Origin of the sequence: Serratia fonticola, assembly GCF_001006005.1 — a bacterium.
GTDB classification, from domain to species: domain Bacteria; phylum Pseudomonadota; class Gammaproteobacteria; order Enterobacterales; family Enterobacteriaceae; genus Chania; species Chania fonticola.
Genome location: NZ_CP011254.1, coordinates 345,628 through 368,722, shown reverse-complemented (window position 1 = coordinate 368,722; position 23,095 = coordinate 345,628). Strand labels below are relative to the sequence as shown.

General features: G+C 54.5%; 15 protein-coding genes, 2 tRNA genes and 3 rRNA genes. 8 read left to right on the top strand and 12 right to left on the bottom strand.

The window, feature by feature from the left end:
- Window positions 1-101: 101 nt before the first annotated feature.
- From gmhB to rrf, 6 genes are all read left to right on the top strand, one after another.
- On the top strand, window positions 102-665 hold the full coding sequence (gmhB, locus tag WN53_RS01565; protein WP_024485559.1) for a D-glycero-beta-D-manno-heptose 1,7-bisphosphate 7-phosphatase: 564 nt from the start codon (window positions 102-104) through the stop codon (window positions 663-665).
- Window positions 666-1,068: 403 nt separating this feature from the next.
- Window positions 1,069-2,609 (top strand): 16S ribosomal RNA (locus WN53_RS01560).
- Window positions 2,610-2,684: 75 nt separating this feature from the next.
- Window positions 2,685-2,761, top strand: a tRNA-Ile gene (locus WN53_RS01555).
- 108 nt (window positions 2,762-2,869) lie between these two features.
- A tRNA-Ala gene (locus WN53_RS01550) sits at window positions 2,870-2,945 on the top strand.
- A gap of 220 nt (window positions 2,946-3,165) precedes the next feature.
- Window positions 3,166-6,073: ribosomal RNA gene (locus WN53_RS01545) — 23S ribosomal RNA — on the top strand.
- Window positions 6,074-6,174: 101 nt separating this feature from the next.
- Window positions 6,175-6,290: ribosomal RNA gene (gene rrf, locus WN53_RS01540) — 5S ribosomal RNA — on the top strand.
- The 16S, 23S and 5S rRNA genes sit together here with 2 tRNA genes alongside, the layout of an rRNA operon.
- Before the next feature lie 344 nt (window positions 6,291-6,634).
- Here the strand turns inward: rrf and WN53_RS01535 are convergent.
- From WN53_RS01535 to trxC, 5 genes are all read right to left on the bottom strand, one after another.
- Entirely contained in the window at window positions 6,635-6,967 is a 333-nt protein-coding gene (locus tag WN53_RS01535; RefSeq protein ID WP_024484855.1) for a YfiM family lipoprotein, read from the bottom strand.
- 237 nt (window positions 6,968-7,204) lie between these two features.
- Window positions 7,205-8,560: a CDP-diacylglycerol--serine O-phosphatidyltransferase gene (gene pssA, locus WN53_RS01530; RefSeq protein WP_024484854.1), complete on the bottom strand. Its 1,356-nt coding sequence runs from the start codon at window positions 8,558-8,560 to the stop codon at window positions 7,205-7,207.
- A gap of 153 nt (window positions 8,561-8,713) precedes the next feature.
- Window positions 8,714-11,365 (bottom strand): bifunctional acetate--CoA ligase family protein/GNAT family N-acetyltransferase, encoded by a 2,652-nt coding sequence (locus WN53_RS01525; protein WP_024484853.1) that lies wholly within the window; start codon window positions 11,363-11,365, stop codon window positions 8,714-8,716.
- Window positions 11,366-11,420: 55 nt separating this feature from the next.
- Window positions 11,421-12,125: a tRNA-uridine aminocarboxypropyltransferase gene (locus WN53_RS01520; protein WP_024484852.1), complete on the bottom strand. Its 705-nt coding sequence runs from the start codon at window positions 12,123-12,125 to the stop codon at window positions 11,421-11,423.
- Between the two features lie 116 nt (window positions 12,126-12,241).
- On the bottom strand, window positions 12,242-12,661 hold the full coding sequence (gene trxC, locus WN53_RS01515; protein WP_024484851.1) for a thioredoxin TrxC: 420 nt from the start codon (window positions 12,659-12,661) through the stop codon (window positions 12,242-12,244).
- Between the two features lie 196 nt (window positions 12,662-12,857).
- Between trxC and WN53_RS01510 the strand changes: the two genes are divergently transcribed.
- Complete coding sequence (locus tag WN53_RS01510) at window positions 12,858-13,949, top strand: tRNA/rRNA methyltransferase (RefSeq protein WP_024484850.1); 1,092 nt, start codon at window positions 12,858-12,860, stop codon at window positions 13,947-13,949.
- A gap of 96 nt (window positions 13,950-14,045) precedes the next feature.
- Here the strand turns inward: WN53_RS01510 and WN53_RS01505 are convergent, their stop codons facing one another.
- The 6 genes from WN53_RS01505 to WN53_RS01480 all read right to left on the bottom strand — a co-directional run bounded on the left by WN53_RS01505 (window position 14,046) and on the right by WN53_RS01480 (window position 21,038).
- Window positions 14,046-14,483, bottom strand: coding sequence for a hypothetical protein (locus WN53_RS01505; protein WP_037412230.1), 438 nt, complete (start codon window positions 14,481-14,483; stop codon window positions 14,046-14,048).
- Between the two features lie 219 nt (window positions 14,484-14,702).
- A complete protein-coding gene (emrB, locus tag WN53_RS01500) occupies window positions 14,703-16,199 on the bottom strand; it encodes a multidrug efflux MFS transporter permease subunit EmrB (RefSeq protein ID WP_235166970.1) in 1,497 nt (498 codons plus the stop codon).
- A 56-nt stretch (window positions 16,200-16,255) separates the two neighbouring features.
- A complete protein-coding gene (gene emrA, locus WN53_RS01495; RefSeq protein WP_024484847.1) occupies window positions 16,256-17,428 on the bottom strand; it encodes a multidrug efflux MFS transporter periplasmic adaptor subunit EmrA in 1,173 nt (390 codons plus the stop codon).
- Between the two features lie 21 nt (window positions 17,429-17,449).
- Entirely contained in the window at window positions 17,450-18,901 is a 1,452-nt protein-coding gene (locus WN53_RS01490; RefSeq protein ID WP_024484846.1) for an efflux transporter outer membrane subunit, read from the bottom strand.
- Between the two features lie 22 nt (window positions 18,902-18,923).
- On the bottom strand, window positions 18,924-19,445 hold the full coding sequence (mprA, locus tag WN53_RS01485) for a transcriptional repressor MprA (protein WP_021178983.1): 522 nt from the start codon (window positions 19,443-19,445) through the stop codon (window positions 18,924-18,926).
- Window positions 19,446-19,838: 393 nt separating this feature from the next.
- Window positions 19,839-21,038, bottom strand: coding sequence for an MFS transporter (locus WN53_RS01480; RefSeq protein WP_024484845.1), 1,200 nt, complete (start codon window positions 21,036-21,038; stop codon window positions 19,839-19,841).
- 103 nt (window positions 21,039-21,141) lie between these two features.
- Here WN53_RS01480 and WN53_RS01475 point away from each other — a divergent pair, with 103 nt between their 5' ends.
- On the top strand, window positions 21,142-22,020 hold the full coding sequence (locus tag WN53_RS01475; RefSeq protein WP_024484844.1) for a LysR family transcriptional regulator: 879 nt from the start codon (window positions 21,142-21,144) through the stop codon (window positions 22,018-22,020).
- Between the two features lie 33 nt (window positions 22,021-22,053).
- Here WN53_RS01475 and proX read toward each other — a convergent pair whose 3' ends face one another.
- The gene (proX, locus tag WN53_RS01470) at window positions 22,054-23,055 is read right to left on the bottom strand and encodes a glycine betaine/L-proline ABC transporter substrate-binding protein ProX (RefSeq protein WP_024484843.1); all 1,002 of its coding nucleotides are present in this window, start codon (window positions 23,053-23,055) and stop codon (window positions 22,054-22,056) included.
- Window positions 23,056-23,095: the final 40 nt, after the last annotated feature.

Below are 23,095 nucleotides of genomic sequence, written 5' to 3'. Positions count from 1 at the left end.
TCTAGACGTCTAAGTCAACGTTAACGCTATTCTTCATCATTCTCAGTCTCGGCGAAAACATGCGATACTGTGGCGGTTTTCAGGCTTTCAGGAGCATACCGGTGACACAACGCGTTCCAGCAATTTTCTTAGATCGTGACGGCACGATTAATATCGATCATGGCTACGTCCATGAAATAGATGATTTCCAGTTTATTGATGGCGTGATTGACGCCTGTCGCGAACTGAAAAGCATGGGCTTCGCACTGGTGCTGGTCACCAACCAGTCTGGCATTGCCCGTGGCAAATTTAGCGAAGACCAGTTTATGCGTCTGACAGAATGGATGGACTGGTCGATGGCCGACCGCGATGTCGATCTGGACGGCATCTATTTCTGCCCACATCATCCTGAGGGAGTAATAGAAGAGTATCGCCAGGTTTGTGATTGTCGCAAACCTCAGCCGGGCATGTTGTTACAGGCGCAGAAAGAACTGAATATCGATTTGGCCGCTTCTTATATGGTTGGCGACAAAATCGAGGACATGCAGGCAGCCGCGGCGGCAGGGGTAGGCACTAAAGTATTGGTGCGTACCGGCAAGCCAGTCACTGAAGAAGGTGAGAAAGCGGCGGATTGGGTGCTAAACAGCCTGCAAGAGCTGCCTGCAGCGATTAAAAAGCGGGTTTAAGCAGCGTTATGCATGAATAGTGAGCGGTCGGAAGAAAAGTGCATATTATCCCTTGTCATTCTGAACCAGCTCCCTATAATGCGCCTCCATCGACACGGAACATGTGAACAACTTCACAGAGTCTCCGGGGGTCGCAGAGAAAAAACCTGAAATTAAGGTTGACTCTGAAAGAGGAAAGCGTAATATACGCCACCTCGAGTTAGCAAGCGAAAGCGCGTAACTCACTGCTCTTTAACAATTTATCAGACAATCTGTGTGGGCACTCACAAGACGATATCCAGCTACTTCGGTAGCAAAAAAATATCAAGTCTTGAAGAGTGACCAAGCAGTAATTCATGCGAATGAATTATTACGAAAGTTAATTTTCGAGCATCGCTGCACGAGTTGCAGCAAATCAAGCTTTTAATTGAAGAGTTTGATCATGGCTCAGATTGAACGCTGGCGGCAGGCCTAACACATGCAAGTCGAGCGGTAGCACAAGGAGCTTGCTCCTGGGTGACGAGCGGCGGACGGGTGAGTAATGTCTGGGAAACTGCCCGATGGAGGGGGATAACTACTGGAAACGGTAGCTAATACCGCATAACGTCTTCGGACCAAAGTGGGGGACCTTCGGGCCTCACACCATCGGATGTGCCCAGATGGGATTAGCTAGTAGGTGAGGTAATGGCTCACCTAGGCGACGATCCCTAGCTGGTCTGAGAGGATGACCAGCCACACTGGAACTGAGACACGGTCCAGACTCCTACGGGAGGCAGCAGTGGGGAATATTGCACAATGGGCGCAAGCCTGATGCAGCCATGCCGCGTGTGTGAAGAAGGCCTTCGGGTTGTAAAGCACTTTCAGCGAGGAGGAAGGGTTCAGTGTTAATAGCACTGTTCATTGACGTTACTCGCAGAAGAAGCACCGGCTAACTCCGTGCCAGCAGCCGCGGTAATACGGAGGGTGCAAGCGTTAATCGGAATTACTGGGCGTAAAGCGCACGCAGGCGGTTTGTTAAGTCAGATGTGAAATCCCCGAGCTTAACTTGGGAACTGCATTTGAAACTGGCAAGCTAGAGTCTTGTAGAGGGGGGTAGAATTCCAGGTGTAGCGGTGAAATGCGTAGAGATCTGGAGGAATACCGGTGGCGAAGGCGGCCCCCTGGACAAAGACTGACGCTCAGGTGCGAAAGCGTGGGGAGCAAACAGGATTAGATACCCTGGTAGTCCACGCTGTAAACGATGTCGACTTGGAGGTTGTGCCCTTGAGGCGTGGCTTCCGGAGCTAACGCGTTAAGTCGACCGCCTGGGGAGTACGGCCGCAAGGTTAAAACTCAAATGAATTGACGGGGGCCCGCACAAGCGGTGGAGCATGTGGTTTAATTCGATGCAACGCGAAGAACCTTACCTACTCTTGACATCCACAGAACTTTCCAGAGATGGATTGGTGCCTTCGGGAACTGTGAGACAGGTGCTGCATGGCTGTCGTCAGCTCGTGTTGTGAAATGTTGGGTTAAGTCCCGCAACGAGCGCAACCCTTATCCTTTGTTGCCAGCACGTAATGGTGGGAACTCAAAGGAGACTGCCGGTGATAAACCGGAGGAAGGTGGGGATGACGTCAAGTCATCATGGCCCTTACGAGTAGGGCTACACACGTGCTACAATGGCATATACAAAGAGAAGCGAACTCGCGAGAGCAAGCGGACCTCATAAAGTATGTCGTAGTCCGGATCGGAGTCTGCAACTCGACTCCGTGAAGTCGGAATCGCTAGTAATCGTAGATCAGAATGCTACGGTGAATACGTTCCCGGGCCTTGTACACACCGCCCGTCACACCATGGGAGTGGGTTGCAAAAGAAGTAGGTAGCTTAACCTTCGGGAGGGCGCTTACCACTTTGTGATTCATGACTGGGGTGAAGTCGTAACAAGGTAACCGTAGGGGAACCTGCGGTTGGATCACCTCCTTACCTAAAGATATGCAGTTGAGTGCAGTGTCCACACAGATTGTCTGATGAAAAAGTAACGAGCAGAAATACCTTTATAGGCTTGTAGCTCAGGTGGTTAGAGCGCACCCCTGATAAGGGTGAGGTCGGTGGTTCAAGTCCACTCAGGCCTACCAAATTCGCACTTGTGCTGCGTTGCACGCGATACGTTTACACCGTAAACGTCCAGTGAGCATGCCTTGCCTGAGCGAGTGGTAAATAAAGGTTTCTGCAAGTGACTGTATGGGGCTATAGCTCAGCTGGGAGAGCGCCTGCCTTGCACGCAGGAGGTCAGCGGTTCGATCCCGCTTAGCTCCACCATATCCATATGGTCCTTGATAATACTTCAGAGTGTACTGGCAACAGTATGCTGCGAAGTATTTTGCTCTTTAACAATCTGGAACAAGCTGAAAATTGAAACATGACAGCTGAAACTTATCCCTCCGTAGAACTATTGGGGTAAGGATTAACCTGTCATAGAGTCTCTCAAATAAACAGCACGACAGTGTTCTCTGTTTACAGAAACACCTTCGGGTTGTGAGGTTAAGTGACTAAGCGTACACGGTGGATGCCTAGGCAGTCAGAGGCGATGAAGGGCGTGCTAATCTGCGAAAAGTGTCGGTAAGGTGATATGAACCGTTATAACCGGCAATGCCCGAATGGGGAAACCCAGTGTGTTTCGACACACTATCGTATGGTGAATACATAGCCATACGAGGCGAACCGGGGGAACTGAAACATCTAAGTACCCCGAGGAAAAGAAATCAACCGAGATTCCCCTAGTAGCGGCGAGCGAACGGGGAACAGCCCAGAACCTGAATCAGTTCTTGTGTTAGTGGAAGCGTCTGGAAAGTCGCGCAGCAAAGGGTGATAGCCCCGTACACTAAAATGCATTAATTGTGAGTTCGATGAGTAGGGCGGGACACGTGACATCCTGTCTGAATATGGGGGGACCATCCTCCAAGGCTAAATACTCCTGACTGACCGATAGTGAACCAGTACCGTGAGGGAAAGGCGAAAAGAACCCCGGCGAGGGGAGTGAAATAGAACCTGAAACCGTGTACGTACAAGCAGTGGGAGCACCTTCGTGGTGTGACTGCGTACCTTTTGTATAATGGGTCAGCGACTTATATTTTGTAGCAAGGTTAACCGTATAGGGGAGCCGTAGGGAAACCGAGTCTTAACTGGGCGAATAGTTGCAAGGTATAGACCCGAAACCCGGTGATCTAGCCATGGGCAGGTTGAAGGTTGGGTAACACTAACTGGAGGACCGAACCGACTAATGTTGAAAAATTAGCGGATGACTTGTGGCTGGGGGTGAAAGGCCAATCAAACCGGGAGATAGCTGGTTCTCCCCGAAAGCTATTTAGGTAGCGCCTCGTGAACTCATCTTCGGGGGTAGAGCACTGTTTCGGCTAGGGGGCCATCCCGGCTTACCAAACCGATGCAAACTCCGAATACCGAAGAATGTTATCACGGGAGACACACGGCGGGTGCTAACGTCCGTCGTGAAGAGGGAAACAACCCAGACCGCCAGCTAAGGTCCCAAAGTCATGGTTAAGTGGGAAACGATGTGGGAAGGCATAGACAGCCAGGATGTTGGCTTAGAAGCAGCCATCATTTAAAGAAAGCGTAATAGCTCACTGGTCGAGTCGGCCTGCGCGGAAGATGTAACGGGGCTAAACCATGCACCGAAGCTGCGGCAGCGACGCTTAGGCGTTGTTGGGTAGGGGAGCGTTCTGTAAGCCGTTGAAGGTGAACTGTGAGGTTTGCTGGAGGTATCAGAAGTGCGAATGCTGACATAAGTAACGATAAAGCGGGTGAAAAACCCGCTCGCCGGAAGACCAAGGGTTCCTGTCCAACGTTAATCGGGGCAGGGTGAGTCGACCCCTAAGGCGAGGCCGAAAGGCGTAGTCGATGGGAAACAGGTTAATATTCCTGTACTCGGTGTTACTGCGAAGGGGGGACGGAGAAGGCTAGGCTAGCCGGGCGACGGTTGTCCCGGTTTAAGCGTGTAGGGGGGTGTTCCTGGTAAATCCGGAACGCTATCAACCCTGAGGCGTGATGACGATGCACTACGGTGCAGAAGTAGTTGATGCCCTGCTTCCAGGAAAAGCCTCTAAGCATCAGGTAACATCAAATCGTACCCCAAACCGACACAGGTGGTCAGGTAGAGAATACCAAGGCGCTTGAGAGAACTCGGGTGAAGGAACTAGGCAAAATGGTGCCGTAACTTCGGGAGAAGGCACGCTGGCGCGTAGGTGAAGAGACTTGCTCTCGGAGCTGAAGCCAGTCGCAGATACCAGCTGGCTGCAACTGTTTAATAAAAACACAGCACTGTGCAAACACGAAAGTGGACGTATACGGTGTGACGCCTGCCCGGTGCTGGAAGGTTAATTGATGGGGTCAGCCGCAAGGCGAAGCTCTTGATCGAAGCCCCAGTAAACGGCGGCCGTAACTATAACGGTCCTAAGGTAGCGAAATTCCTTGTCGGGTAAGTTCCGACCTGCACGAATGGCGTAATGATGGCCAGGCTGTCTCCACCCGAGACTCAGTGAAATTGAACTCGCTGTGAAGATGCAGTGTACCCGCGGCAAGACGGAAAGACCCCGTGAACCTTTACTATAGCTTGACACTGAACATTGAGCCTTGATGTGTAGGATAGGTGGGAGGCTTTGAAGTGTGGACGCCAGTCTGCATGGAGCCAACCTTGAAATACCACCCTTTAATGTTTGATGTTCTAACTCGGCCCCGTAATCCGGGGTGAGGACAGTGTCTGGTGGGTAGTTTGACTGGGGCGGTCTCCTCCCAAAGAGTAACGGAGGAGCACGAAGGTTAGCTAATCACGGTCGGACATCGTGAGGTTAGTGCAAAGGCATAAGCTAGCTTGACTGCGAGAGTGACGGCTCGAGCAGGTACGAAAGTAGGTCTTAGTGATCCGGTGGTTCTGAATGGAAGGGCCATCGCTCAACGGATAAAAGGTACTCCGGGGATAACAGGCTGATACCGCCCAAGAGTTCATATCGACGGCGGTGTTTGGCACCTCGATGTCGGCTCATCACATCCTGGGGCTGAAGTAGGTCCCAAGGGTATGGCTGTTCGCCATTTAAAGTGGTACGCGAGCTGGGTTTAGAACGTCGTGAGACAGTTCGGTCCCTATCTGCCGTGGGCGTTGGAAGATTGAGAGGGGTTGCTCCTAGTACGAGAGGACCGGAGTGAACGCACCACTGGTGTTCGGGTTGTCATGCCAATGGCACTGCCCGGTAGCTAAGTGCGGAAAAGATAAGCGCTGAAAGCATCTAAGCGCGAAACTTGCCTCGAGATGAGTCTTCCCTGGGCCTTTAAGGCCCCTGAAGGAACGTTTAAGACTAAGACGTTGATAGGCTGGGTGTGTAAGTGCAGCGATGCATTGAGCTAACCAGTACTAATGATCCGTGAGGCTTAACCTTACAACACCCAAGGTGTTTTGAAGAGATTGAAGTAGATTTTCAGCGAAGTTCCGAGATTGGTTTCAATGGCCCAAAAGGCGGTTGAAATGAAACAGAATTTGCCTGGCGGCAATAGCGCGGTGGTCCCACCTGACCCCATGCCGAACTCAGAAGTGAAACGCCGTAGCGCCGATGGTAGTGTGGGGTCTCCCCATGCGAGAGTAGGACACTGCCAGGCATCAATTAAGCCAAGAGGCCATCCGTAAGGATGGCCTTTTTGCTATACGCAGAAAACAGGAAATAACAGTGAAAACCCCTCACCCCAGCCCTCTCCCAGAGTACCCACCGAGAACATCCTGAACACTTGTGTAGGGGAGAGGGAGCTGTCCGGCATCGTGGGTGAGCCTGTGTGGCTTCGGAAAGTTGGAACCTTTGATTAGCCCATGCCGTTTCGGCAGTGATGAGTAAGCAGAAAGATGGGTATTTCTGAGGAATATCAGCGGACTCGATCGGTTCCCTCTCCCTGTGGGAGAGGGTTAGGGTGAGGGGTCATTACTCGATCTGGCTTAAATTAACTGACCCTCAACGGGCCAGATGATAAATACTGTACCCTGTCGCAGCCCCTGCCACATCCCAGGCAAAATCCTTCCAGCTCCAGCCCGTACCACCTTCCCGGCTGTCATACAGCTCTTTTGCCGCGCCCAAGCCAATCGAAAATAGCAGGCCAAAACTGCGGCTACGTGCCTCATTCCAGTTCTGGTGATCGCCATAGGCCGCGCCAGAGGCCGCAAATGCAGCGGAAGCGACAAAGTGTTGAGCCTTGTCTTTGCCGGTCCAGCTATCATTGGACATGTGGGTACAGCCACAGGAGAACAACAGTACCGGAAGGAGGAGAAGCGGGCGGAGTGGGCGCATAGTGAAAACATCCCGTCTCAAAATGTACAAAAAAGCCCGGCATTGCCATACCCGTCGCCTTTCAAGCTGCAGCGTTGTTACCTGCGTGCGTGAACCCCAGTCACTTACTAAAGTAAGCTCCTGGGGATACACGCACTTGTCGCCTAGCAGTGCTGTACAGGGATGTACGAATGCCACGAGCGCATGGATGCGCAAGAGCGGCCAACTTGAAATTCATAGGGTATCTGTGACATGAAATTACAATATACGGCTAATCAAGCGATCGATACGGATCCGACGCAGACGACGGATCAGCTTGCGCACCTTGACCGGATATTCCTGAATGCTTTGCAATTCGAGATAGTGGCCCACCACCGTGGTATGGGTGCGGATCGTTTCCAACTCTTTATGCCGCTGTTCCTGCATTTCGTGCTTGGGATCGTGGAACAGAATGGCGTTCTCCAGATCCAGCCGCCAGGCGCGCGGGTTGAGGTTGTTACCGGTGATCAACTGCCACTCGTCATCGACCCACATCCCTTTCAGGTGATAGCTGTTATCGCCGTCTTTCCACAGGCGCACAATCAGCTGGCCGGTATCAACATAGCGTTGCAGGCGGCTCAGGAAACGGCGCAGGTTGATTTCGTAAAGATAAGGCAGCGCACCGATAATCTTGAACGGCTGATCTTCAGGAATGTAGAAGTCATTGGCCGTCTTGTCACCCACGATGATCTCTACCTGTTTCCCCTGGCGCAGCAGATAAATGATATTGCGCACCAGCAAGGCTGGCAGGTTGAAGTAAGGCGTGCACAGCGTCAGTTTCTGATCGGTGCAGGACATTAGGTGGTGGATCGTTTTGTTCAGAATGCTCTGTTTACCCAGGCCGACTAATGGGGTGACGGCCAGCTCATCATTACTGGCATTCCCCTGAAATTGATAGGCGGCACGGCGTAGGGCAAAGCGGAACAGGCGGATTTCGTTTTTGATCTCGAGGCTTTTGGGTCTGTCATCACGATCAAGACGCTGCACGGCACCGGCGGTTAACAGATGCTGTTTGATGTAATCGCACAGAGTCACCGCCAACAGATTATTGGTGATCAACTGATAGCGATCGTAACGATACTTCTCATGCTGATGCAGATAGACATCATTAATGCTGGCACCGCTGTAGAACACCGTATCGTCAACGACAAAGCCCTTCAAATGCAGTACGCCCAGCGCTTCGCGAGTATTGACCGGAACGCCGTAAATCGGCACCGAAACCTGCGGGTGCTGTGCAGCCATAGCGCAGTACCAGTCGGCATTGGTATTGGCCGCTGCCGCACCGATACGCCCACGTTGAGCGCGATGCCAGTCAACCAATACGCAGATCTCCAGCTCAGGGCGCTGCTGCTTGGCTTGATAGAGCGCATTGAGGATATCGCGGCCCGCATCGTCATGCTCCAGATAGAGCGCTACCAGATAAATACGGGTTGTTGCGTTAGCGATCGATTCCAGCAGCGTTGCACGGAAATCTGCCGGCGTATAAAGGGTACGGACATCAGCAACCGTCTGGGGGAGTTTGGGCAGTTGTGCAAGGTGTTGTTGATGTTTGCTACGTTTAAATTTTGACAACATCACAGTGCGCTTCTTCTCTCATATTTGGATGGCCGGAACGCCACTTCCATGAATAAAATGCTTCGAACAATCGGGCGATAATACCACTAGTTGTCTCGATTGTGCGTATGTTTTGGCGTTAACTAGTGGATTCGTATTACATTGCGACAGCGGTCACGGCGTCGCCCCATCCTGTAGCGGCAGGGTTAAATTGACAATCCCCTCGTCAATTTGCACATCGACCTTGAACCCCAGCTTTTGTGCCAGCGTGACCATTCCGCGGTTATTCGGCATGGTAATGCCTGTCAGGCGGGTCAGGCCCTGCGCTCGCGCATAACCAATCATTTTCATCAAGAGCTGTCGGCCCAGACCCAGGCCTTTCAGATCGGAACGTACCAGTACGGCGAACTCGGCATCGGTGTTGTCCGGATCTGACAGGGCACGCGTCACGCCGATGATCTCTTCGCCATCGCGTACCGCGACGAAAGCCATTTCTCGATCGTAGTCGATTTGGGTCATGTTAGCCAAATCGTCGTGGCTAAACTCGTTGATCTCACTAAAGTAGCGGTAATAGAGATCTTCCTTGGTGACGCGGTCGATAAAGTGCTTCAGCGCCGGTTCATCCTCCGGCAGGATCGGGCGGAACAGGCATTGTGAACCGTCTTTTAATTCAATGGTTTCTTCCAGTTCATGGGGATAAGGGCGGATCGCCAACCGCGCCTGTGGATCGCCACTGAAAGGCGTTAACTGCATGGAAACGTCCAGCAGGGTAAATTCGCTGCCGGAGGCTAACACCGGATGAATATCGAGGCGTGAGATCTCCGGGCAGTCGAGGATCAGGTTGGAAACCTGCACCAACAGGCGGCTTAAGCCGGGGATATCAAGCGGCCGCAGTGCGCTGCGCCCACGGATTTTGCCTCCTTTCACTGCCTGCAACACCAGATAACGCGCCAGCGCCATATTCAGTGGCGGCAGGGCAACGGCGACCTGGTTTTCCTTGCGCCATTCGATGCCGCCTTCGCCGAGCATTATCAGTGGGCCGAAGGTAGCGTCCTGTTCAACGGCAATCCGCAATTCTTGTGCTCCGGCACGGTTGGCCATGCTTTGCACTAACAGACCGTGGATGCGCGCCTGCGGATAAGTACGCTTCACCCGATCGAGGATCGCTTCCGCCGCACGCTGCACCTCGGTGGCGGTACGTAAATAAAGCATGACCCCCTGAACTTCGGATTTATGCGAGATATCCGGAGAGCGCAGTTTCAGCGCCACCGGGTAGCCAATCTGTTCGGCAATGTGCACCGCTTCGGCGCTGTCACTGGCAATCCAGGTTGGCAGGGTGCTGAGGCCGTAAGCCTGCAGAATCGGCTGGACTTCATGGGTATCCAACTGGCTGGCCCCTTCGGCCAATGCCTGATGGATTAACTGGTGCGCGGCAGCGGTATTGGCCGTAAGCCCAATCGGTAGCGCCGGGGTTTCCTTCAGTTGCTTCTGGTTACGGCGGTATTCCACCATATGCATAAATGCGGTGACCGCGCCTTCTGGCGTGCGATAGGTTGGGATACCGGCCTCGGTAAACAGGCGCCGGGCCTCCTGAGAGGAGTATTCACCACACCAGTTGGTTAACAGCGTAATGCGTTTCCCACGGGGGTGCTGGCGGATGGCCTCGATCAGCCGTTCGGCGGTCTCAGTGCCCGGAGAGGCGGCGCTAGGGGCATGGATCAGCAGCAGGGCGTCATAGTCGTGGCTGTCGAGCAGCGGTTGCAGAGCGGCCAGATAGCGCTTGGGGGTTGCATCATCACGCAGATCGATAGGATTTCCTGGCCGGATAAACTCCGGCAGGGCAGCGCTCAGCTTCTCCTGAGTCTCATCTGTCAACGTTGCCAGCTTACCGTTGCGGGAGATCAATTGGTCCAGCGCCATGGCTGCGGGGGCCGCGCCATTGCTGATTATCATTAGCCGCTCACCGCGCAGCGGGTGCATATGGCTTAAGGTTTCCACGGCGGAAAACAGCTCGTGAGTATCCTGCACGCGCAGCAAACCGGCGCGTTGGATGGCGGCATCGTAGGCGGCGTCTAATCCCTGCTGGCTGTTGAGTAGCTGCTGTGCCTGTTGGCTACGGCCACTTTTGATCACCAGGATCGGTTTATTGCGTGAGGCACTGCGGGAGGCGGAAAGGAAACGCCGCGCGTCGTTAATGTTTTCCAGATACAACAGAATGGCGCTGGTTTTGCTGTCGCGGGCAAGGAAGTCGAGCAAATCGTCGACGTCGATATCCAGGCTATCCCCTAACGCGATGAAGTAGGAGAAGCCAACCTCCCGTTGTTGCGCCCAGTCCAGAATGGTGTTCGCCACGGCGGCAGACTGGGAGATAAACGCCAGCTTGCCTTTCTGAATGGGGACCGGCGAAAAGCTGGCGTTGATACCTTGCCAAGGTGCCAGCAAGCCCAGGCTGTTTGGCCCCAGCAGACGCATTGAGTAACGTTGTGCGGTGGCCTTCAGCTCGGCGAATTGTTCCACGGGGGAAGAAAGTACGATGGCGGTTTTGCAGCCGCGTTCACCCAAGGCTTCGATCAGTGCCAGGTTACGCTGGGCATTGGTACACAGCACGGCCAAGTCGGGAGTTAACGGCAGGCTGGCCACATCGGGATAGGCCATTACGCCGCAGACTGCCTTGTAGCGCGGTGTGACCGGCAGTATCGGGCCGGTAAACCCGCCAGCCAGCAGATTGCGCATCATCAGGTAGCCAGCCCGGCCGGGCTGTTGCGAAGCGCCGAGCACGGCAATCGATTTGGGACGTAATAGCGCTTCTAACCCTCTCTGGCTCATGTGCGGCTCCTGCTCCTGATCGGTTTGCCTGAAAGAGGCAAATTATCGTCTGATTCTAGGCGCTTTGTGGCAGATTTGCTGTGACCGGTGCCTCTGGGCGGTGAGGTTTCCCGGCCAGATACTGTTCACGGAAGTAATTGAAATGTTGGCTCAGCCCGGTCGCGGCCTGTTCATCCCCCGCCTGTTGCAGCAGGGCGGCAGCGACTTCTGCCGTACAGTGCTGTTCGGGGCGGCTGGCAACACGTAGCAAATAGTCCGATGAGGCCAACACGTTCAGTGAAAAGACCGGGAACTGATTCAGATAGGGGCTTTTACGGAACATTTTGCGCGCTTCCGACCAGGTACCGTCAAGCATGATAAATAAAGGCGGCTTGCCACCTGCGGGCAGGCTGCTAACCACCGGGCGATCCGCATCGGCATAAGAGGCTGGGAATACCACGTAGGGCTGACGAGTGGGATCGTTGATGGCTGCCAGCAGGCCCGGATCGATTTCGGTGCGTGACCAGGTAAACGCCTGGGTATCAGGCAGGATATCGGCGATCAGGCGGCCGGTATTGCTGGGCTTTAACGGCTCTGCGCCGAACATGATCAGGCAAAAGCGGCTGTTGGCCTGCTGCGGTTTGATGGTGGCACACAGGCAGTTTTGCTGCGGCAACAAACAACCCTGACAGCGTACGGCGCGGCTACCTCTGGCCAGAAACGGGCGTGTGGCGCGGTCTAAACGATCTTGGCGCAGACGAAGTACGGCGTTGTCAGTCATAGCTATCCTGAAAAACCGCCATTGTAGCGCAGAAAAAAGCCCGGCGGGAGAGGCGCACGGGCTATCTAGGCGATGTTATGCCGACAACAACTGGCGGCATAGTAAGCGCTTTTGCGTTAAACTAGCTCGTCAAGCCAGTTATCGAACGGCGCTTTCGGCATCGCGCCGTTGAGCATATCGACCATCTTGCCTTCACGGAACACCATGATGGTAGGGATGCTGCGAATGCGGAAGCGGGCGCTCAACTCGGGTTCGGCTTCGGTGTTGACCTTCACGAAACGCACCTTGCCAGCACGCTCCTGTGCCACGTCTTCAAAGATCGGCGCGAAGCTGCGGCACGGGCCACACCACGGGGCCCAAAAATCGACCACGATCGGCAAGTCGTCTTGCAGGAGCTGGTCCAGCGTGGCGGCGGTGGCGTTAATCACTTCACCGTCGAACAATTCATGGCCGCAGCGGCCACATTTAGCGCCGTCCGCCAGACGTTCTTCCGGCACGCGGTTGGTGGCATTACAAGCTGCACAAACTGTATTCATGGTTACCTCTGGGGCTGACGCAGCATGTTAGCCGCGTATATGTATCCTTAATGTTGCTTATTATCGGTAAAAGCGTGGCATTCGACCAAGTGATTTGTTCGATGAATTTGATAGATGCTAGCTTTTAGCGCAAGTTGGTGGCTTAGCGCACCAACATCAGGTAATCTTCGCGCCCTGCGCGTTGGTGGAGAAGACAATGAACGATTCATTTAGTGGCAAGAACGGTAAGGTTAAAGTGATGTTCGTCCGTAGTGACGACGATAGCGGCGACAACCGTAACAAGAATAAACGACCTGACGGCAAAGGCCGCCCGGCTGACAATGCACGCTCTGGCCGTGCCGGTCAGGATAAGGCGCGCGGTGGCGACCGTCGGGGTACCGATCCCCGTCGCAGCAGCAGTGAAAGCGATCGTCCTCGCCGTCCGGCGCGCACCGAAGACAGCGGTGGTTATGAATCACCGTGGAAAACCGTGTCCCGTGCTCCGCAAGAAGAACCGGCGTTCGATCATGGTGGCATCAGTGGCAAAAGCTTTATCGATCCCGAGCAGCTGCGCCGCCAACGTGCGGAAGAAACCCGTGTTTACGGCGAGAACGCCTGTAAAGCCCTGTTCGCCAGCCGTCCAGATGCCATCGTCCGTGCCTGGTTTGTGCAATCCGTAACCCCACGTTTCCGTGAGGCACTGCGTTGGATGGCGGCTAACCGCAAGGCTTACCATGTGGTGGATGAAGAGGAACTGGCCAAAGCGTCTGGTACCGAACATCACGGCGGCGTGTGCTTCCTGATTAAAAAGCGTCAAGGTCTGGATGCGCAGGCTTACCTGCAGAATGCTCCGGCCAAAGATTGCGTGCTGGCACTGGAAGAAGTGGGCAACCCACACAACCTGGGTGCGATCGTTCGTTCTTGTGCTCACTTTGGCGTGAACGGCGTATTGCTTCAGGATCCAGCTGTGCTGGAGTCTGGTGCCGCGGTGCGTACGGCTGAAGGCGGGGCGGAACACATCAAGGCAATCAATGCCGATGATTTCCTCTCCGTGCTGGATACGTTCCGCAAAGCGGGTTACACCATCGTCACCACCTCCAGCCATAAAGGCACGCCGTTGGCGCAGGCTAAACTGCCAACCAAGATGGTGCTGGTATTGGGCCAGGAGCGTGATGGCCTGAGTGACAGCGCTTGGCAACAGGGTGATATGAGCGTGTCTATCGGCGGGACCGGCAAAGTAGAAAGCCTGAACGTCTCGGTAGCTACCGGTATTCTGTTGGCCGACTGGTGGCGTCAGAATCAAGCGTAATACTTTACGCTATATAGAATCCGATTAATGACAAAGCCCTGGCCGTAAGGTCAGGGTTTTGATCTATGTGACTAAATATGTCTGCAACTCTAGCCCTTAAAAATCAGCTTTCCCAGTTTTCTCAACTTTCATGTTGTCGGAAAATTTCTTTTGTGTCGCATAAAAGCTGCCAAGGGTAAAAGCTTTCAGCTGTTGATCCGTATCAGCCCGGCACGAAGCGCTGTCGCAAGCAGCATTGATTATCCCAAAAGTTACGGCCTTTTGTTTCATATCAAATTTGGCTTCTTCAAGACTGTTTTTTCCCATAGCGATCACACATCCAGTCACAATGGCCTGAGCTTTTTGCTCGTTCATGCGCAGTATCGTGTCATTGACGAGCTTGCTGTACCCATCATTGTTATACACATCGACGGCGAACTCGCGGCATTCATCATAATACGGACTGGTTTTGACTTCTGCGTAGGCAGGTATTTTCATGGCAGCACAACCGACCATACCAAGGCTTAATGCTGCAATCAGCGTTTTTTTAATCATGCTTTAGCCCAGAGATTCCCTGTTAGAAAAGTTTATAAATTCAACTAATATCCATTCTGGCACTGCGGCATTATTGTTGTCTTTTATGTACCCAAAATCCACAAAAATAGGTCGATGGGGAAAGCATCATTCAATTCTATGAGGCGGTCCATCTTTGAACCGCCCCATATCACAGAAGATCTTTAGCCACTTCCATTGGAGTTTATGGGCGTGACTCGATCAGTGGGCTCCGCCCCCACCGCCCCCGGAACTGAACGGTGGTTTGGCGAACCAGACCAGCGCCAGCAATATCAGGAACACCCCCGCCGAAAGCCAGAATATCTCGTTGGCCGAGATGATTAGCCCCTGCGCGGTGATCTCGTTGGCGATATACGCCGAAGCCTGCTGCTTGCTCATGCCTAGCTGCTCCAGCTTGCTGTACATCTCCTGCGACTGCGGGTTGAACGGATTCACAAACTCGGTCAGGTGCGAGTGGTGCATCGCCTCTCTGCTGGTCCACAGGGTGGTGGTGATCGAGGTGCCGATAGAACCCGCCAAGGTACGGGTAAAGTTCGACAGGCTCGATGCTGCCGCTATGCGCTCCGGCGGCAACCCGGACAGGGTAATGGTCGTCAGCGGCATAAAGAAGCAGGCGATGGCAAAGCCCTGGAAGAATTGCGGCCAGGCGGAAGCACCAAAATCCATCCCCGGTTCAAACGTGTAGGCGCGCCAGTAGAAGCACACGGCATACATGATGAAGCTGAAGGTGACCAAACGGCGCATATCCAGCCGGTTACCGAAGCGGCCGATAATCGGTGACAAGATCACCGGCAGCAACCCGATCGGCGCAGACGCCAAGCCGGCCCAGGTGGCGGTGTAGCCATATACCTCCTGTAGCAACTGTGGCAACAGCACGATCGCCCCGAAATACAGCATGTAAGCCAGGCTGATACACAGACAGCCGATGGTAAAGTTGCGCGATTTGAACAGCGACAAATCCACCACCGGGTGATCGTCCGTCAGCTCCCACACCACCAGGAACACCAACGCCACCACAGCCACGACGGTCAGGACAATGATCTCGGTCGAGTTGAACCAGTCCAGCTCCTTGCCCTGATCGAGCATGATCTGCAGCGCACCGATGCCAACCACCAGCAGCACCAGCCCGACGGTATCGATAGGTTTGATCTCGGTTTTGGTCTCCCGGCCTTTCAGCGTCGACATTGCAATCAGGATCACGAACAGCCCAATCGGGATGTTGATAAAGAAGATCCAGCCCCAGTGATAGTTATCGCTGATATAACCGCCCAGGATCGGCCCGAAAATCGGCGCGACGATCACGGTCATCGACCATAGCGCCAGGGCCATCGATCGTTTGGCGGGGGGATAGTTATTCAGCAACAAGCTCTGCGACAACGGGATCAGCGGCCCGGCGACGATGCCCTGGATCACGCGGAAGAAGATCAGCATGCCCAGACTGTTGGAGATACCGCACAGCCAGGAGGCCAGGGCGAACAGCGCCGTGGACCACAGGAACAGGCGAACTTCACCCACGCGTTTCGCCAACCAGCCGGTGATCGGAATGGAGATGGCGTTGGCCACCCCAAACGAGGTGATCACCCAGGTGCCCTGCGAGTTGGAAGACCCGAGGTTACCCGAAATGGTCGGTATCGCCACGTTGGCAATGGTGGAGTCCAGCACCTGCATAAAGGTCGCCATGGCGAGCGCGACCGTCATCCAGGCGAGCTGGGCACCTTCAAGCGGTTTCTGTGCCAAGGTAGCCTCCCGCTCGCTTAACCGGCGTTTGCATGGATCACATCGGCGATCATCTGATTCACCGGCGCCAGATCCAGCGTCAGCGCGTTGGTTTCAAACAGCGGTTTTTGACGTACCGTATCGGAGAGCACCAGGCCGTCCAGATTGGTGGTGTCGACTTTGACCAGCGTAGAAAGACCGATACGCAGAGGATGCTCAGCAACCTGTTGCGCATCCAGTTCGATACGCACGGGTAAACGCTGCACCACTTTGATCCAGTTGCCGGTAGCGTTCTGTGCAGGCAGCAATGAGAACGCGCTGCCGGTACCCATATCGATACCCACAACCTTGCCTTTGAACACCACGTCGCTACCGTACAGGTCACTCACCACGGTGGCTTCTTGGCCGATACGCATGTTGGCTATCTGCGTTTCTTTAAAGTTGGCATCCACCCAGACATGGTCTGGTGCCACTATGGCCATCAGAGGCGTCCCAGGGGAGATCTGTGCCCCCACCTGAACGCTACGGCGTGAAACGAAGCCGGTGATTGGGCTGACGATACGGGTACGCTGCAGCGCCATCCAGGCGTCGCGCATCTGTGCGGCGGCTTGCAGCACGGCGGGCTGTTTATCCAACGGGGTATTCAGCACCATCGCCTGATTGGCATTGTATTGTTGCACCGCGACTTCCAGTGCCGCTTTGGCATTGTCTACCGCGTCACGCGCATGTTGCAGCTCTTCGCGGCCAATGGCATCGGCGTTGCCCAGCACGATACGACGCTTGAGATCGTTTTCTACCTTGCTCAGCTCGGATTTGCGCAGCGCAATGTTAGCCTGATACTGCTTACCGTTGATCACCAACTGATGCGTTTGGCGCACGCTGTTGGCCAGCGCGGTTTTGGCCCGCTCAAACGCCTGTTCGGCGTCGGTAGGATCCAGCGTTAACAGCACATCGCCTTTGCGGACAAAGTCGGTGTTATCGAAGGTAACGCTGTTCACGCTACCGGAAACCTGGGCCATGATCTGCACCTGATTACCGGCCACGTAGGCATCGTCGGTTTCTTGGTGATGACGCAGCACCAGGAACCAATAGACTAAATAGGCCACCCCAATAATCACAAAAATAAACGTCAACAGCAGCAGCCAGAATTTACGCTGCCGTTTTTTGCCAGCCGGTTGCTGCGGGGTTTGAGTTTCCGCGCTTGCACTCATGGTATTCTCCACGCTCTAAAATTATGCTTTTGGTTCCGCTGCCGCCGGGGCCTGGTAGCCACCCCCCAACGCGCGTACCAATGCTATCTTCGCCTGCATCAAGTTGCTGCTGGCATTCAGTTGTGCCTGTTGCTGCTGTAATAGCTGCGTCTGGCTGGTCAACAGTTCATCACGCCCAATAATCCCTGCCTGGTATTTGGCGTTGGCGACCCGGTACACATCCTGCATGGATTGGGAGGCAGAGGTTGCCTGCAGCAACTGCTTGCTACTGCTCTGTTGAATGGTGATGGCGTCGGCCGTTTCCTGTAACGCATTGACGAGCGTTTGGTTATAGGAACCCACCGCCTGATCGTAGAGTGCGGACTCTTCACCCAGCTTGCTGCGTAGCGCACCGGCATGGAAGATAGGCAGGGAAATGGCTGGAACCACGCCCCACGCCTGGCTGGCGGCTTCAAACAGATTCGGGCTGGTACCGCCGACGTTGGTAGTGGTCAAGCCAGCAAAGGCCGAGATCGACAGGCTAGGGTAGAACTCTTTGCGTGCCGCACTGACCCGTTGGTTATAGGACTCCACCAGTTGGCGCTGTGCCACGATATCCGGGCGTTTGCCCAGCAAATCCGCGGTGAGTTCGCCTTTGGGGGCTAACTGTTCTTCGCTTGGCATGGCCACCGGATGCAGAGACTGCATCGCATTCGGGCCAAGACCGGCCAGGGCGGCCAACTGGTGTTTCAGTTGTTCAATCTGTGACTGTAGCTGGATGATCTGCTGCTTGGCACTGTCGGCTTGTGCCTGGGTCTGTTGCGGGATTTCCACGCCGTAGATCCCGGCTTTATATTGCTTTTGGCGCAGGTCGGCCAGGCGTTGATTGTTATCCACCTCTTGTTGCAGCACATTCTCAAGCGCGTAATTCGCCTGTAACTGGTAATAAGCAGAGGCAACCGAACTGGTTAGCGTCAGAGCGGCCTGTGCCTGCTCGGCACGAGCGGCATCGATCTGCGCTTTTGCCGCATTGACCTGATTGCGATATTTGCCCCACCAGTCAAACTCATAAGCCAGATTCAAACCCAGCGAGTTGGTGGATTCATACACCGGGTTGGGCAGATAGCCAAAGCCCAGGTTGGTGTTTTGCGCCAGACGCTGACGGTTGATGCTGGCATTCAGATCCAGATTAGGGCCGTTGGCAGCACTGGCTTCCCCCGCCACGCTTTGGGCTTCACGCACGCGAGCGCCCGCCTGTTGCAGCGAAGGCGAGTTTTGCAGCGTCTGGGTCATCAGGCTATCAAGCTGGGGATCGTTAAGCGTGCGCCACCATTGCGGGCTGATGGCAAGCGAGCTGACTTTCGGCTGGGCAAGCTGCAGCTGTTGCGGATCCATCATCTTGGATTGCGGGGCAATATTATCGGTAGATGCGCACCCCGCCAGCAACAGAACGGCGAACAGCGGGGTGAATCTCCAGTTTAACGGGGATCGCATAAAATGATTACCTGAACAGGAATTATTGGGATAACTGTTCTGAAACTTCCATCTGATCCAAACGGGTCAACAATTTGCGCGTCAGCATTTCAAGCTGCTGCTGCTCCTCGTCGTTCAGCGTAGACCACAGAAAGTGCAGACATTTATGCTGCGGTGGCAGCAATTGTTCGAGAAACGCTTCCCCAGCCTGGGTCATATGCAGATGCAGGCAGCGGCGATCGTGATCGCTTTCCCGGCGCTCAATCCACCCGCGTTTCTCTAGTTCATCGGCAATGCGGGTGGCATTGGTGCGTGACGAACCTAGGGCCGAGCTTAGCTCAGAAGGCTGAATACTGTGGTTTTCCTGCGCATCCAGCGTAATGAGAGCCATAAACAAGGTTTCGTTGATTCCCTGTGCTTTCAGCATTTTATTGCGATTTTCCAACAGCTTGCCTTGCATATGCATGCATAGGCGGGTCAGCAGGATTTCCTGATATGGGAAGTCTTTCTGACGTTTGGCGCGGAAATTCAGCATTTGCTCTATGGGGGTAAACGAGCTTTCCATAATTTAGTGCCTCATTAATTTCGTTCGGTATAGTAACGATAGTGATTAATAATGTAAATCTTCAGCAAGGGGAATAATTTAGCAATTCGTGTCATTTGTAAGTTGTTTGTAAATGCTTAACGCCACAGACCCTAAGGTCTTGTGATTGAAGGCACAAATTCTGCCGTTCCGCAGGCTGAGATAGGTAAGGTTTGTTTATGTAACTGGGCGGGGCACTACGGCATCCTGCGGAGGGGATAGAAAGAAAACTTACCTGAGTAAGGTCGTTCATGGTGGTCCGGGGCGCAGGGTGCATAGGTCGCCAATAATTTACCGCGACAATATTACCAGAGTGTAAGTAATTTTCACACCCTGCGGCCTAATAAATTTCCTGGGTTATTATTTTCTTGCTAACTAGATCGAGGCCGGACCCTGCGGGTCATAGCGCTTGCCACGCCACCAGGTCAGCAGATTCAGCACGCACAATACGCCACCAATCGCCGCTACGCCGTTCCAACCAGCATGTTGATAAGCGGCGGCGGAAAGCACTGAACCCACGGCCCCCCCGATAAAATAGCTGGTCATGTAACCGGCGGTCAGGCGATTACGCGCCTCCGGCATGATGCGGTAAATCACGCTTTGGTTGGTGACATGCACCCCCTGCACTGCCAGATCCAGCACCAGAATGCCGATAATCAGCGCCCAGAGAGAGTACGGTGCCAACGCAATCGGGATCCAGGACAGCAACAGCAGTACCAGCCCGACGCTGGTGGTTAGCCCTGCTTTGCCCTTATCGGCCAGATGACCGGCGCGTGAGGCAGCCAAGGCGCCAGCAGCACCCACCAGGCCAAATAACCCAATCACGCCCTCGGAATAGTTGAAAGGTGGGGAAGCCAGCAGGAAAGCCATTGAGGTCCACAGCACGCTGAAGTTGGCGAACGACAAAGCGCCGATGATCGCGCGGGTACGCAGCAACGGGGTGAAGCAGAACAGGGAAAAGATGGACTTCAGCAACTGCGGGTAATTCAGGCCAGAATGCAGCTTATAGCGCGGCAAGGCACGCCACAGCAGAAGGGCCATCAGGATCATTAACACGCTGGCCACCCAGTAGATGGTACGCCAGCCGCCGAGGGCCGCCAAAGCACCGGCGACGGTACGTGCCAGCAGAATGCCGAGCAGCAGGCCGCTCATGATCACGCCGACGGTTTTACCGCGTTTTGCCGGGTGTGCCAAGGTGGCGGCGAGTGGTACTAAAAGCTGGGCCACGACGGAGAACAAGCCGGTGAGAGCCGTACCGAGGATCATCATCGATAAGGTGCTGGAAGAGGCGGTGATCAGCATGCCTCCGGCGGCTAACAGCGTCATAAAGACGATCAGCCCACGGCGTTCAAACATATCGCCCAACGGCACCAGAAATAGCAGGCCAACCGCATAGCCTAGCTGGGCCGCGGTGACGATAAATCCGGCCTGGTTAACCGATAGATTAAAGTTTTGTGCGATGGTTTCCAGCAGCGGCTGGGCGTAGTAGTTGCTGGCAACCGCCAGGCCGGTGGCCATCGCGATTAACAGCGTCAGTGCAGGGCTAAGGCCCGGGTGTTCGGTTGGTTGGTTCATAGGTCTTCAATAATGGAAATCTGTGATCGAAGTATCAGGCAGAACAGAATGTTAAACCAATGTATAATTTTCATCTGATCCATCTCATTTCGCGATAGATAGTATGAATCTGAAACAGATCCGTTATGCCCTGGCGGTGGCCGAGGAGCAGAGCTTTACCCGTGCTGCCCAGCGCTGCCATACGGTGCAGTCAGCCCTGAGTCATCAGGTCGCCAAACTGGAAGAAGAACTCGGTTGTACGCTGTTTGAGCGAACTTCGCGTCGCGTTGAGCTGACCACCGCTGGCCGGGCTTTCATTCAACCGGCGCAGCGGTTGTTGGCCGCCAAGCAGACGTTGGTGGAGGAAGTGGTGGCGGCCGCTGGTACGGTATCCGGTACGTTAACGATTGGCACCATTTCAACCATCAACGCGATTGACCTCACCGAAAAGCTGGGGGAATTCCACCGTCATCATCCGGCGGTGAATATCCGGCTGTACGTTGGCATTAGTGAGGTGTTGCTGGAGGATATTCGCCAGCAGAAGACCGATGTGGCATTTGTTGGCATCTGGCCGGGCGATAAAGACATGCTGCCAGAGTCGCATCGCCAGTTGACCGATGAGCCGCTGGTTGCGTTGGTGGCCGCAGAACATGCGCTGGCGGGGCATCAACGCATCAATCTGCAAACGCTGTCAGAAGTGCCGCTGGTGGATTTCTATAGCGGAACCGGAGCGCGGCGGCAGACCGACCGAGCCTTTCAGGCGGCAGGGATCAAACGCCATGTGAGCTTTGAGATCGACCATATCGAATGGTTGGAGAATCTGGTACGGCGAGGCCTGGCTGCGGGGATCGTGCCGATTTCCACGGCCCAGCGTTTGAGTTCGCTGGTGGCTATTCCGATCGTCGATGGTCCACGTCGTCAGGTGTATTGCGTGTGGAACCCACCTCTGTCGAAGACGGCAGAACGATTTTTACAGTTTACCGAGATGATGTTGCCGGAATGAGGGCGCAGCGTATAAGCCGCGCCCATGGGGATATTATGATTTGGCGGCTTCGGCGGCGGTTTTCACCCAACCGTCAAACGTGGCCTGGTGAGCCTTGATCCAGCCGTTGACATGGTTTTGGATGTCGGCTTCGGAAGCCTGGCCTGCATGCATCCGCAGGTTCTGCGCGTTGACGTCGGCAATCGGCAGTTTCATTATGGCAAACAGCTTGGCGGCGGCAGGGTTGGCCTGCGCCCACTGCTTATTGGCGGCAATATGCATGGTGTTGACCGGGAAGCCATAGTTGGCCCCGTTCGGCAGCTTGGTATCGACATCTTTCATCTCGCCCGGCAGGGAAGAGAACGGCACCTGCAGCCAGACAACGTCACGCCCAGGCACCATCACATCGCTGACCCAGTACGGCGTCCAGGTGTAATACAGCACCGGTTTGCCTTCTTTGAAGCGGGTGATGGTATCGGAGATCATGGCGGCGTAGTTGCCCTGATTGTGCTCCACGGTTTTGCCCAAGCCATAGGCTTCGATATGGTGATTAATCACCGTTTCACAGCCCCAGCCCGGGGTACAGCCGGTCAAGTCGGCCTTGCCGTCACCGTTGGTATCAAACAGCTTGGCAATTTTCGGATCTTTTAGCTGTTCAACGTTGGTGATGTGATACTGGTCGGCGGTTTTTTTGTCGATCAGGTAGCCCTGAGCAGCGCCGCTGACGTAAGCCCCTTCACGATAGAATTTTTTATCGCCCCCGGCGGCCTGATACTGATCGGCGTGCAACTGATCCCAGTTCACTGCCAGAAAAGTGGCATCCCCTGCGGCGATGGAAGTGTAGGCCACGTTGTAGTCCACCTCACGCGGCTCTTTGACGTCATAACCGAGTTTTTCCAATGCCTTGCTGACCAGCAGCGTTTGGAAGGTCTCCTCGGAGATGGTGCTCTGTATCGGTTGTACCGAAATACCTTTTCCTGGCAAATCAGCAGCGGAAGCAACCTGTGAACCAAGCAGTGTGGTAAGGGCAATCGCCCAGATCCCTGTAGTGCGCATAGTTTTTCCTCTGTTATTGATGTTGTTTGGAGATAGCCCG